The organism is Polyangium fumosum, assembly GCF_005144585.1.
GTDB lineage: Bacteria > Myxococcota_A > Polyangia > Polyangiales > Polyangiaceae > Polyangium > Polyangium fumosum.
Genome location: NZ_SSMQ01000141.1, coordinates 1 through 12,039, shown reverse-complemented (window position 1 = coordinate 12,039; position 12,039 = coordinate 1). Strand labels below are relative to the sequence as shown.

Genomic DNA, 12,039 nt, shown 5'->3' with positions numbered 1-12,039 from the left:
AGCGCTGGCGCTGGTCCGGGTCCCGGGGCGGATAGCCCCGGGTGGGGCCTGGGGCAACGCCCCAGCGAGGCGGCCCCGAGATAAGACCAATGCTCAGGCCCCTGGCTGGTCCGGGTGCAGGGGCGGAGAGCCCCTGCTGGGGCCTGGGGCAACGCCCCAGCGAAGCGGCTTCACGCGCAGGCGCAAGGGATGGCGGGCGAGCGATCGGGATACGTTGACGGCGGCTTGCCCTGCGCTTCGGGATCGAGTGACAATCCTTCGTGATGGACGAGGCTCCTGGGGACGTGCCGCCCGGGTTCGCGCTTGATGCGACGGTCCCGGCGGATCTCCCTGTGCCGCTCTCCCGGAGGCGCTTGCCGCCTGCGCTCGTGGCGCGATACGAGGACATCCGGTTCGTCGGGGAAGGCGGGATGGGCACTGTGTACCGGGCGCGGGATCCGCGGCTTGGACGCACGGTCGCGCTGAAGCTCCTCAAGGGCGACGACCCGGAGCTCTGGCGGCGGTTCATCGGCGAGGCGCGCTCGCAGGCGCGGATCCAGCACGATCACGTCTGCCGTGTGTATGAGGCCGGGCAGGCCGACGGCGAGCCTTACATCTCGATGCAATTCATCGACGGCGAGCCCCTTTCAAACGTGGCGCCGGGGATCTCGCTGGAGCAGCGGGTGAGGGTGATGCGCGAGATCTCGGCCGCTGTGCACGAGGCGCATCGGCTCGGGCTCATCCACCGGGACATCAAGCCTGGGAACATCCTCGTCGAGCGGCGGGAGGACGGGGCGCTCAAGCCTTACATCATGGACTTCGGCCTCGCTCGGGAGGTGGAGGAGAAGGGGCAGACGCAGACCGGGGCTGTCGTGGGCACGCCGGCGTACATGCCGCCGGAGCAGGCGAAAGGCGAGGTGCGGGCGCTCGATCGGCGCGCGGACGTGTATTCGCTCGGGGCGACGCTCTACGACGTCCTCGCGGGGCGGCCTCCGTTCGTCGCGGAGCACCCGTGGAAGCTCTTGATGAGGGTCGTCTTCGAGGAGCCGCAGCCGCTCGGCAAGGTGACGAAGGGCGTGCCTTTGGACCTCGAGACCATCGTGATGAAATGCATCGAGCGGGATCCTTCCCGTCGATATGACTCGGCGCGGGCGCTCTCCGAGGATTTGCAGCGATATCTCGACGGCGAACCGATCCAGGCGCGGCGCGCGTCCTTCGGGTATGTGGCCTGGAAGAAGGCGCGCAAGCACAAGCTCCTGGCGACGTTTGGCGTGATGTTCCTCGCCTTGGGCCTCGGCGTCTCGGGGGCCTGGGTGCGGGCCGGCCGGCGCGCCGCGGAGCGCGAGCGGCTGGCGCAGGCGCTCGGCGAGGACGTGAAGGAGATGGAGCTCTTCCTGCGGAGCGCTTACGCCATGCCGGTGCACGACGTCGAGCGCGAGCGGGACGTGGTGCGCGGGCGGCTTGCTGCCATCGAGGCGCGCATGAAGGCCGCGGGGGAGGTCGGGGAGGGGCCGGGGCAGTATGCGCTCGGGCGCGGGGCGCTCGCGCTTGGGGACGCGGAGGGGGCGCGGGCGCACCTCGAGCGGGCCGTGGCGGCGGGGTATGCGCCTCCGGAGCTGCGGTATGCGCTGGGCCGCGCGTTCGGGGAGCTTTATCGGCGGGCGCTCGCGGATACGCGGCGGATCACGAACGAGGAGGCGCGGAAGCAAAAGGTCGCGGAGATCGAGCGGGCGCTGCGGGATCCGGCGCTCGCGCACCTCCGGGCGGCCGTGGCCGCGAAGGTGGAGGCGCCGGCGTATGCGGAGGGGCTCATCGCGCTCTACGAGGGGAAAGACGAGGCGGCGCACGCGCTCGCGAAGGAGGCGTTCGAGAAGGCGCCCTGGATGTACGAGGCGAAGAAGCTCGAAGGGGACGCGCTGTATGCGATGGGGAGCAAGTACCGGCACGACGCGGCGTTCGATTTCGACAAGATGAAAGGGTACTTCGAGCCGGCCGCGCTCGCGTACGCGGCGGCGGCGGACCTCGCGCGCAGTGATCCGGAGATGCATCGCGCCACGTGTGAGCTTTGGGAGAAGATGGCGCTCGCGACGGACGCGATTGGAAAACCACCGGATCACGAGGTCGGCGTGGCGGAGGCCGCGTGCGCGCGGGCGGTGCAGGCGAGCTCGCGGGACGGCGATACGCGGGTGCAGCGGGCGGCCTTGTTGCATTCGCGGTTCCTCGCGGCCATCCGCAGCGGCGTCGGCATCGAGGCGGCCGAGGCGGCGGCGCTCGCGGCCGTGGAGGAGGCGGTGCGATTTCGCCCGCAGGACGTCGCTGCCCTGTATGCGCGGGCGGTGACCATGTATCTCCAGGCGACGGTGCGATCGATGCACGGCGACGTCGTCGACGTGGCCGAGGCGGTGCGGGCCTACGAGACGGTGCTCACGCTCGAACCCCGGTTCACGTGGGCGCTGAACGAGCTCGGGCAGGTGTATCTCATTCAAGCGGAGTTCGATCGGCTGCACGGCAAGGATCCCCGCCCGCTGCTCGACAGCGCCACCCGGCGGTTCGACGAGGCGCTCGCGGCGGATCCGGCCTTCACGTTGCCCGTGTTCGGCAAGATTCGCGCGAGCACCCGGCGGCTCTGGTACGAGAGCGAGCACGGGCTCGACGCGTCGGACAGCGTGCGCGCCCTCGAAGGCGCCGCGGCGCTCGTCGAGCGGCACAAGCTCGGGGGGTTTCTCCCCGCCTTCTACGCGGCCAAAGCGTGGCGCTTCCGGGCCGCGCACGAGCTCTCGCTGGGCCGGGACCCGCGCGCCTCGATCGCCGCGGGGGTCGAGAAGATTCACGCCTTCGAGGCGCCGGGCGCGGAGACGGGCTTTTTGTTGCAGGAGCTCGCTGAGCTCCGGCTCGTCGAAGCGGAGCACGGGCGCGCGACGGGCCTCGCCCCGCCCCTGGATTTTCGGCCGCTGCGGGACGCCGTGCGGGAGGCCGCGGAGCGCGACGCCTCGGACATCGATCGCCACGACATCGTGGCCCGGATGGATCTCGTCACCGCGCTCGTGCTGGCGGCGCAGGGCAAGGCCGAGGAGAAGGATTTCGAGACCGCCGCGGCCGCCTTGCGCCCGCTCGTCGGAAAGGTCCGCAACGACCCGCGGCCCTACCAGACGCTCGCGGCCATCCACGTCCGAAAAGCGGCGTGGCTCGCATCGAAGGGAAACCCCTCGGACGTGGACGTGAGCGCGGGGCTCTCGATGGTCGAAAAGGCCCTCGTGATCCACCCAAACGACCCGAAGGTGCTCGCGACGAAGGGGGAGCTCTTGCTCCTGCGGGCCCGGGCCGCGCGCGGGCAGGACCCGAAGGCCGCGGCGCGCGCGGCGAGCGAGGCGTTCGCCGCGGCCTTGCGGGAAAACCCGCGGCTCGCGGAGAGCCACGGGGAGATGGTGAAGGAGGCGAAGGCGCTGGAGTGAAGGGGGCGCGGGGCGGCGGCGATCAGAGGCCGGGGTCGTCGACGAGCGGGGGCAGGCAGACGGTGTCCGCTTCCTTCAGGCTGGCGAGGATGTTGTGCTGGAACTGCGCGCAGGTCGGGGCCGGAAGGTTGTTGAGCCACTTATCCACGCAGTACTTCCAGTGGTCCTTGCAATCGCCCACGTACACGAACCCGCATGCATTCATCGCATCACACTGCCGGAGGATGCCGGGGATCCCGGTGGGGCACGACGCCGTCTCGTGGCAGATGTAGGCGTTGAAGGGGGCGCTCGTCGCGTCGACGAGGGGGTTCGTCGTGCTGAGCGGCATCGTCGAATCGAACATGTTGCCCCACGCCCGCGACTCGACGCCCGGGAACAGGAGTTTGTCGGCCTCCGTCCGCGTGATCGCGGGGTGGTTTCCTTCGAGCATGATCTCGACTTGCTCCCCGAACCGGTTCGTTCGCTGCAGGACGCAGGCCGTGACGAGCTCCTTCTCCCTCGTGTTGAGCCCTCGTGTCGTCCAGTCCGGGGCGAGGCCGATCTCGCCGTTGTAGAACTTGTACATCGGAGAGGGGACGCCGAGGAAGGTGATGTAACCGAGGATGTGGTTCGGGTCCCGCACGCTGGTGCCTGCCGGCAAGGCGCAGCCGATGAGGATCTCCAGGTACTCGACCCGGGCGCCCACCATTCGGCCCGTCGCGTTGGGCAAGGGCATGTACGGCATGGCCGGCAGGGAGCCGCTCGTATTGACGAGCGCGGCGGCGCCCAGGCTCCGCGTGGTGTGCTGCACCCCGTGGTTGTGGAGGACCTGGTACCGGAGGTGATTGAGCGTCCCCGGATCACCCGCCGCTCCTTGCACGGCCTCGCCGAGGTTCTCCTCGTCGAGGTCGACATGGAGGTCCCCGGCCTCCACGGCGCAGCCCATTCCGTAGATGCTCATCGCGACGAGGACGAGGCCGGCTGCGTTTCGTAAGATCGAGGTCGGGTGGTTCATGGGCAAGCTCCTTGGACGACAGGAGCAGACGATTGCAGGGGCCGTGCCGTCACGAGCCACGGCGCGCGCGCATCCCCTGCGGCCGCGAATTTGCGTGCTCGCGGGGCCCGACCGCGGAGGTGCAGCCCGGGGCCTGCAGGCGCGGGCCTGCACTGCCGCAGGCGCCAGCCATCACCCGCGGAGCAGCGCCAAGATCCCCACGATCCCAGCGAGGACGGCCGCGATCAGGACGGCGAGGACGATCCCGCGCCCCGGGGACCTCCGCCGCACCTCGGGCGTGCGTGGCTCCGCGGCGGCGCCTCCGCGGTTCGCGTCCGGCGCCTGCTCCTTCCGCGCGAGCGCCTCCCCCTTCGTGGCCTCGTCCACCGGGACGAGCATCTCCTTCGTCAGGGCCGTGCCCTCGGGCAGGAGCGGCTCCAGCGCGGCGAGCAGCGCGCCGGCGTCCGGGTAGCGGGCCTCCTTGCTCGCGGCCATCGCCCGCTCGACGAGGGCCCGGATCGCGGGCGGCACCCAGGGCGCCACGTCCGCGAGGGGGGGCGGGGGCCCGCTGACCAGCCGGTTCAGGAGCTCGAGCAGCGACTTCGCGTCCGCGTGCGGCGGCTTTCCCGCCAGCAAGGCGTACAGCGTCACGCCCATCGAATACACGTCGCTCCGCGTGTCGACGTGCTTGGCGCCTTCGAGCTGCTCGGGCGCCATGTAAAGCGGCGTCCCCACGACCTGGCCGCTGTCCGTCATCGACGTGGACGGCGCGGTGAGGCCCTTCGGCGCGCCCGCGGGGGCGCGGCGGATCTTGGCGACGCCGAAATCCAGCACCTTGACCACGAGGTCCCCTTCGTCCTTGCGCGCGGCGAGGAAGAGGTTTTGCGGCTTGACGTCGCGATGCACGACGCCTGCGGCGTGGGCCACGGCGAGCCCCTTGCACGCCTGCGCGGCGATGCGCAGCGCCACGTCCGGCGGCAGCGCGCCCACCCGATCGAGCAGCGCGCCGAGGTCCTCGCCCGCGAGCAGCTCCATCACCTGGTAAGGCACCTGCACGTCCGGGTCCTGCGCGAGCTCGAACAGGCGCGGCACGTGCGGCGATTCGAGCGCGCCCACGATGCGCGCTTCCTGCACGAAGCGGAGCAGATCGGGATCCCCCGCGGCGAAGGGACGCGCGTGCATCCATTTGATCGCGACCCGCTCCTGCCCGGAGAGGGCGCGCGCCTCGTAGACGGTCCCCATGCCACCATGGCCGATGGCGCGGACGATCTCGAACCTTTCCTGGAGCTTACGGCCGATCAACCCCGGCAGGATAGGCGCACGCCCGGGGCGGGAGCAACCGGCTCCCGTGCCCCGCCTTCGTTCATTTCGGCGCGCGGAGGCGGGGGACCTGCGCGGCGAGGTAGCGGCGGCACTCGACCTCGCTCGCGTGGAAGGTGACCTCGATGGTCCGGCGTGACAGGGCCCGGATGCTGCGGCTCATGAGGTCCAGCGTGATGCGGAGGGAAAACGACGCGCCGTACACGGCCGCGGCGATCACCTCGGCGTGCGCCTTGATGAAGTCGGTGACGTGCTTGCGGGCGGGCGTGTTGAGGCCCCCCGCGTCCGTCATGTCGAGCAGGATCAGGAGGTAGCCGGCCTCGTCGAGGGCCGCCTCGTAGACGCGGACCATCGCCTGCATCTCCGCGAGCGAGGTGTTGCCACGTATCACGAGATGGACGAGGGGCCCCTCACGCACCACCGCGTGGAGGCCCATCTCGACCGGCGGGTGCCCGGCGCGCTCGACCGTCATGCGGGCGCAACCATAGGCAAGGACCGGAGAAAAGTCGCGCCCGTCGCGCGTGGGTTTGGTGCGGGTCAGGTGCGCGCTTCCGGGCCCCGCGGGCGGGGGCCGAAGCCGCGCTTCATGAGCATCTGCACCACGAGCGCCACGAGCACCGCGCCCAGGATCCCCGGGATGATGGGGATCCGCGCGATCGTGGGGCCCAGGTTGCCGAAGAGCAGGGAGCCGACCCAACTCCCGAGCAAGCCTGCCACCATCGCGCCCGCCCAGCCATACGGCAGGCGGCCGGGCACGATTTGGTCAGCGATCCAGCCGACGACCGCGGCAATGGCCAAGGTGACGAGCACGCCGAGTACGCTGAACGTCGCCCAGATCCCGAGAACGAGCGCCGCGACGATCAGCAACATGACAATCAGGGCTCCAATAGGCATGGCGGCGCATCGGAGCAAGAGGTGGGCCGTCGTCCGTCGGGGCCGAGTGGGCGAGGCCTGTGCACGGCGGTGTCAGATCCGCGCGGCTTTGCCGAAGAAGTATTGGAAGGGGACGTGGCTGCGCGCGGCCCACGAGTCCTCGTTGTGGAGGGCGCCGGGGAAGGCGAAGTAGAGAAGGTCCTTGCCGAACTCGAAGCCCTTCGCGAGGAGCTGATCCCGCATGGCCGTGGTGCGCTCGTAGTTGTCGCGGGGCCAGCCGCTGTCGATGTAGAAGCGCACGTTCCGCTTGGGCTCGGACGCCACGCGCTCCATGAGATCGTCCTGGTAGCCGAACGTGCTCGAGAGGCAGGCGGCTTTGCCGAAGACGTGCGGGTAATGCCAGCCCAGGAAAAACGAGACCACGCCGCCGAGCGAGGAGCCCATGACGGCCGTGTTTTGCGGATCGGGCAGGGTGCGGAGGCGGGCGTCGATGAAGGGCTTGAGCTGGTTCACCATGAAGTCGCCGTACCGCTCGTAGCCCGGCTTCGTGTACTCGTACATCCGGTCCTTGGCGTAGACGCCGACGACGATGACCTTGTCGATGAGGTTCATCGTATGGAGCAGCTCGACGTTCTCGTCGACGCGCCACTCGTTGCCGCCGAAGGCCTCGTCGCCGAAGAAGAGGTTCGTCCCGTCGTGCATGTAGAGCACGGGATACCGCTTCACCGTGTTCTCGTCGTACCCCGGGGGGATGTAGACCCGGACGAGGTGGTTCGCCTCGGCGTCGCCCTCCGGCACGCGGACGATCGGGGAGAACGTGCCCTGCGCCGAGCAGAAGAAGTGCGGATAACACCGGCGGACCGAGGTGTCGGCCGTGGTGGCGAGGTAGTTGTCGCCCTGCGACCAGGTGAGCCCGCCGTCGCTTTCGAGGCCAGGCTTGAAGTAGAAGTACTTCTGGTCGGATTCGACGACGAACTCCGTGATCGTGTGATCGTCGCTGACATACGTCGGCTCGACGGACCGATTCCAATCGAATTCCGTCCTGAGCACGACGCGCCCCCGCGTGATCGGGTAAAAGACCTGGATTTTGGCAGTCCCCATCGGCCGAGTATCGGCGAGTAACGGGGGTGTGTAAACAGGTTCTTGGCTCGATCGCGCGCACGCACGCGAGGCAGGGGGCCCCTCGGTCCGCCTTCAGCCGAAGCGCCCCCGCAGGTATTCCTGCGTGCGTGGCTCCCGGGGAGACTCGAAGAGCTCCAACGTGGGGGCCACCTCGATCATTTCGCCGAGGTACAGGAACGCCGCCTGATCGCTGATCCGCCTTGCCTCCTGCATGGAGTGCGTGACGAGCACGATCGTGTATTTCTCCTTCAGCGTCACGATGAGCTCCTCGATCCGCGCCGTGGCAATGGGGTCGAGGGCCGAGGCGGGCTCGTCCATGAGGAGCACCTCGGGGCGAACGGCGACGGCGCGCGCCACGCAGAGGCGCTGCTGTTGTCCGCCCGAGAGCTCGAGCGCGGATTCGTGCAATCGGTCCTTTACCTCGTCCCAGAGCGCGGCGGCTTCGAGCGATTCGCGCACGCAGCGCTCGAGGACGGCGCGATCCCGCTCGCCCGCCACGCGCAAGCCGTACGCCACGTTCTCGAAAATGGACTTCGGGAAGGGATTCGATCGTTGAAAGACCATCCCCACCTTCCGGCGCACCTCCACCGGGTCCACGTGCGGGGCGAAGATGTCCTCGCCGTCGAGGTAGACCTGGCCCGTCACCCGCACGCCCTCGCTGAGCTCGTGCATCCGGTTCAGCGTGCGCAGGAACGTGCTCTTGCCGCAGCCGGACGGGCCAATCAGCGCGGTCACCCGGCGCTCGGGGATCGAGAGGGTGACCCCCTTCAGCGCCGCCTTTTCGCGGTAATAGGTGGAGAGATCCCGCGTCTCGATCTTCGCCGTCATGAGCGTGTCCCCCGATGCGCCCTCGCCCGCAGGAGGAGCGCCGCAGCGTCGAGCACGAACGTGAGCACGAGGAGCACGAGCACCGTGCCGAAGACCATCGCTCGTGCCCGGTCGACGTCCGGGGCCTGCGTGGCGAGGACGTAGACGTGATACCCGAGGTGCATGAACCCGTCCCGCACATCGGTCGGGATCCGCGGGAGGTAATTGGCCACGCCCGTGAAAAGGATAGGCGCGACCTCGCCCGCGCCGCGGCTCACCGCGAGCACGACCCCCGTGAGAATGCCAGCGCGCGCGTGGGGCAAGACGACGCGCCCGATCGTCGTGAGTTGGGTCGCGCCGAGCGCATAAGAGGCCTCGCGTAGCTCGCGGGGGACGCGGCGGATGGCCTCCTCCGTGGTGACGATGACGACCGGCAACGTGAGCACCGCGAGGGTGAGCGACGACCAGAGGAGCGCGGGCCGGCCGAAGACGGGGGACGCCGCGTCCCGATAGAAGAGGCCGTCGATGCTCTTTCCCACGAAGAGCACGAAAAAACCGAGGCCAAAGAGCCCGAAGACGATGGAGGGCACGCCGGCGAGGATACGCACGGCCGCGCGCACGGCCGTCGCGAACCGGGATCGCCGCGGCGCGTATTCGGCGAGGTAGACGGCCGTCGCCACCCCGACGGGCACGCCGGCCACGGTCATCAGCAGCGTGCACGCCGCGGTGCCGTAGATGGCCGGCATGACGCCGCCCGTCGCAAGGTCACTGGACGGAGCCTCGACCAGCATCCGCCACGAGAGCGCCCCTGCGCCCTCGACCACGACGAGCCCGAAGATCGCGAGGATGGCGGCGAGCACCACGAAGAGCGCGAGGCCCGAAAGGAGGCGGAGGCCGCGGTCGCCGATGTTCATGCGCCCTCGTCCGTGGAAGGGTCGAGCCGGCGCGCGAGGCGCCGCACCACGATTCGGCCCACGGCGTCGAGCGCCCACGTGATGAGGAGCAGGATCATCCCGAGGAGGAAGAGCACGCGCCAGTGCTCGCTGCCGCGGGGGGACTCGCCGAGCTCCGCCGCGATGGTCGCGGTCAGGGTGCGCGCGCTCGACGTGGGCGAGGGGTCGAGCACGGCGGCGTTGCCCGAGGCCATGAGCACGATCATCGTCTCGCCGATGGCCCGGCCAAACCCGAGCACCAACGCGGCCAGGATGCCCGGCAGCGCGGCGGGCAGGACCACGCGGGTCACGGTCTGGTAGCGGCGGGCGCCGAGGGCGAGCGAGGCCTCGCGGAGCGCGAGGGGCACGCCGTGGAGGGCGTCCTCCGCGACGGTGAAGATCACGGGCAGCACCGCGAGCGAGAGCGCGATCGCGGCGACGAGCGCGTTGAGGCGGTAGGTGCACCCGAGGAGGTCCTGCGTCGCGCCCGCGATATAGGTGAGCGCGATGAAGCCGAGGACGACCGAGGGCACCCCCGCGACGAGCTCGATGATCGGCTTGATCCATGCGCGGCGCCGAGGCCGCATGAGCTCGGCGACGTAGATCGCTGCGAGGAGCGACAGGGGCGTGGAGATCGCCATCGCGAGCCCCGTGATTTTCAGCGTGCCCACGAACAGCGGCACCACGCCGTACTTCGGCGGATACCCCACGGGCTGCCACACGTAGACCGGATGGTCGTAATTGGGGTAGCGGTGCGGGGCCGCGAGCGCGAGGCCCTCGTGGCCGTCCCAGAACAAGGGCAAGGCCTCGCGGACCACGAAGACGAGGATCAGGGTGATGGCGCCAATCGCCGAGGCGGCCACGAGGGCGAGCGCGCGCTCGGCGATTCGCTCCCCGAGCGAACGGCGGAAGCGCCGGCGAGGCTTTCGGCTCGTGCTCATGGGGGGCTCCGCCACGCGAAAAAGCCCGCCTCCTCGGCGAGCGCCTGCGCCTCGGGGCCGACGAGGAAGCGCGCGAAGCCCTCGGCCTCGGGGTTCGCCGGCGCGCGGAGATAGACGAAGAGGGGGCGCGTCAGGGGATAACGGCCGGTGGTCGCCGCCTCGTGGTCGGGCGCGACGACGCTCCCGTCCGCGAGCCGGAGCGGGAGCACCTTCACGCCCCGGGCGCGGGCGATGCCGCCATACCCGATCGCCGCAGGGTCCCGGGCGACGGCTTGCACGACGGCCGCGGTGCCGGGCAGGCTTTGGGCCTCCGGCGCGAAGTCGCACTTTTGGAGGACGTGCTCCTTGAAGAAGGCATACGTGCCCGAGCTCGACTCGCGCGAATAAAGGACGATGGGTCGATCGGCGCCGCCGAGCTCGCTCCAGCGCCGGATCTTGCCTGCGAATACGCCTCGGAGCGCGTCGAGCGTGAGGGCGGACAGGGGATTCGATTCGTGGATGTAGATGGCGACCGCGTCGAGGGCCACGGGGATCTCGACGAGCTTCGCGCCGCTCCCCTCGATGCGGGCGCGCTCTTCGCGCGCGATGGGGCGGCTCGCCATGGCGAGGTCGGTGGTTCCGTTCATGAGCGCCGCGATGCCCGTGCCCGTGCCCCCGCCGGAGACCTCCACGACCACGTCCGGCTGGCTCGTCGTAGAGGCCTCGGCCCAGCGCTGCATCAGCACGACGAGGGTGTCCGAGCCCCGGACCGTGATCCTCGCGCCTGCGCCGGGCGCGCCGCCATAACGTCCGCTGCACGCGAGGACGAGGAGCGCGGCCGGTAGGAGGTGCCACCCATTCACGACGAGAAATGTTTCACGCGGGACCGAACGAACCCATGAACCTCTCGTGACGCTTCGCTGTACGCCTCGTGGCTCGCTTCCTTCGATGCGCGCGCGCGGGTTGCGTCGCGCCCGCGACGGCCGGGCTCAGGCGCCATGTCCGGCGCTCGCTTCACGCGTCCGATCGGCTGCCGGCCGGCGGGGGCCAGGGAGCCTTTTGCCCAAACACCCAGCGGGCCGCCTCCCGTTCCCGTGGGGGCGTGCCCAAAGACCCTTCCGCCTGTCGGGATCGGGCGGTGGGGCTTCCCCAGGACCGAGGTCGACCGCTGGGGTCGGGCGATGGGGCCTGCCCAGGACCGAGTCGGTCCGCCCGGATCTGACGTGGGGGCCTGCCCATGACCGATCCCGAGCAGCGGGATCTGACGTGGGGGCCTGCCCATGACCGATCCCGAGCAGCGGCACCTCATGTTGGGGCGTCCCCATCATCGATCCCGGCCGCTTGGACCTGACTTTGGGGCGTCGCCGCTCCATTTTGGAGCACGCAGGGGTCCATTTTGAAGCGCCTTGCCGGTCCGTCGCGCCCGCTGCCGCTTCCGCTTCCGCTTCCGCTGCCGCTTCCGCTTCCGCTTCCGCTTCCGCTTCCGCTTCCGCTTCCGCTTCCGCTTCCGCTTCCGCTTGTCGGACGCGAATTCAAAGGCGCTCTCGTCCGGGGGGGTCGAGCATGCCCGCGTGCTCGGGTGGCGCAAGGCCAAGCCGTCCTCGCCGTGCTCGCGCTTCGCGCTCCGCGCGGCTCCGGGCGGTGCGAGGCTTTGCCTCGCA

The 12,039-nt window shown here is 70.1% G+C and carries 11 protein-coding genes; 2 read left to right on the top strand and 9 right to left on the bottom strand.

What is annotated here, in order from left to right; genetic code table 11:
* Positions 1-263: 263 nt before the first annotated feature.
* Positions 264-3,431 (top strand): serine/threonine-protein kinase, encoded by a 3,168-nt coding sequence (locus tag E8A74_RS50650; RefSeq protein ID WP_136936410.1) that lies wholly within the window; start codon positions 264-266, stop codon positions 3,429-3,431.
* A 22-nt stretch (positions 3,432-3,453) separates the two neighbouring features.
* On the opposite strand, the gene E8A74_RS50645 is transcribed toward E8A74_RS50650, so the two are convergent.
* The 9 genes from E8A74_RS50645 to E8A74_RS50605 form a co-directional block, all read right to left on the bottom strand.
* Positions 3,454-4,425 (bottom strand): hypothetical protein, encoded by a 972-nt coding sequence (locus E8A74_RS50645; RefSeq protein WP_136936409.1) that lies wholly within the window; start codon positions 4,423-4,425, stop codon positions 3,454-3,456.
* A gap of 171 nt (positions 4,426-4,596) precedes the next feature.
* Positions 4,597-5,706, bottom strand: a complete 1,110-nt coding sequence (locus E8A74_RS50640; RefSeq protein WP_136936408.1) for a serine/threonine-protein kinase — start codon at positions 5,704-5,706, stop codon at positions 4,597-4,599.
* A 61-nt stretch (positions 5,707-5,767) separates the two neighbouring features.
* The gene (locus E8A74_RS50635) at positions 5,768-6,196 is read right to left on the bottom strand and encodes a hypothetical protein (RefSeq protein WP_136936407.1); all 429 of its coding nucleotides are present in this window, start codon (positions 6,194-6,196) and stop codon (positions 5,768-5,770) included.
* A 65-nt stretch (positions 6,197-6,261) separates the two neighbouring features.
* Positions 6,262-6,594 carry a GlsB/YeaQ/YmgE family stress response membrane protein gene (locus tag E8A74_RS50630; RefSeq protein WP_211365650.1) on the bottom strand — a complete coding sequence of 111 codons (333 nt, stop codon included), beginning with the start codon at positions 6,592-6,594 and terminating at the stop codon, positions 6,262-6,264.
* Positions 6,595-6,690: 96 nt separating this feature from the next.
* A complete protein-coding gene (locus tag E8A74_RS50625) occupies positions 6,691-7,698 on the bottom strand; it encodes an alpha/beta hydrolase (protein ID WP_136936405.1) in 1,008 nt (335 codons plus the stop codon).
* A 93-nt stretch (positions 7,699-7,791) separates the two neighbouring features.
* On the bottom strand, positions 7,792-8,535 hold the full coding sequence (gene pstB / locus E8A74_RS50620; RefSeq protein ID WP_232380109.1) for a phosphate ABC transporter ATP-binding protein PstB: 744 nt from the start codon (positions 8,533-8,535) through the stop codon (positions 7,792-7,794).
* A gap of 8 nt (positions 8,536-8,543) precedes the next feature.
* A complete protein-coding gene (pstA, locus tag E8A74_RS50615) occupies positions 8,544-9,440 on the bottom strand; it encodes a phosphate ABC transporter permease PstA (protein WP_136936403.1) in 897 nt (298 codons plus the stop codon).
* Positions 9,437-10,399: a phosphate ABC transporter permease subunit PstC gene (gene pstC, locus E8A74_RS50610; protein WP_136936402.1), complete on the bottom strand. Its 963-nt coding sequence runs from the start codon at positions 10,397-10,399 to the stop codon at positions 9,437-9,439. The genes pstA and pstC overlap by 4 nt, the downstream gene beginning before the upstream one ends.
* Entirely contained in the window at positions 10,396-11,241 is an 846-nt protein-coding gene (locus tag E8A74_RS50605) for a PstS family phosphate ABC transporter substrate-binding protein (RefSeq protein WP_136936401.1), read from the bottom strand. The genes pstC and E8A74_RS50605 overlap by 4 nt, the downstream gene beginning before the upstream one ends.
* 543 nt (positions 11,242-11,784) lie before the next feature.
* On the opposite strand from E8A74_RS50605, the gene E8A74_RS54470 reads away from it, so the two are divergent.
* Positions 11,785-12,039: hypothetical protein (locus tag E8A74_RS54470; protein ID WP_211365649.1), on the top strand; the 255-nt coding region annotated here is incomplete at its 3' end.

Coding starts and splice junctions, on each gene's coding strand:
- E8A74_RS50650 (WP_136936410.1), top strand. CDS start 264: ATGGACGAGGCTCCTGGGGACGTGCCGCCCGGGTTCGCGCTTGATGCG.
- E8A74_RS50645 (WP_136936409.1), bottom strand. CDS start 4,425: ATGAACCACCCGACCTCGATCTTACGAAACGCAGCCGGCCTCGTCCTC.
- E8A74_RS50635 (WP_136936407.1), bottom strand. CDS start 6,196: ATGACGGTCGAGCGCGCCGGGCACCCGCCGGTCGAGATGGGCCTCCAC.
- E8A74_RS50630 (WP_211365650.1), bottom strand. CDS start 6,594: ATGTTGCTGATCGTCGCGGCGCTCGTTCTCGGGATCTGGGCGACGTTC.
- E8A74_RS50625 (WP_136936405.1), bottom strand. CDS start 7,698: ATGGGGACTGCCAAAATCCAGGTCTTTTACCCGATCACGCGGGGGCGC.
- pstA (WP_136936403.1), bottom strand. CDS start 9,440: ATGAACATCGGCGACCGCGGCCTCCGCCTCCTTTCGGGCCTCGCGCTC.
- pstC (WP_136936402.1), bottom strand. CDS start 10,399: ATGAGCACGAGCCGAAAGCCTCGCCGGCGCTTCCGCCGTTCGCTCGGG.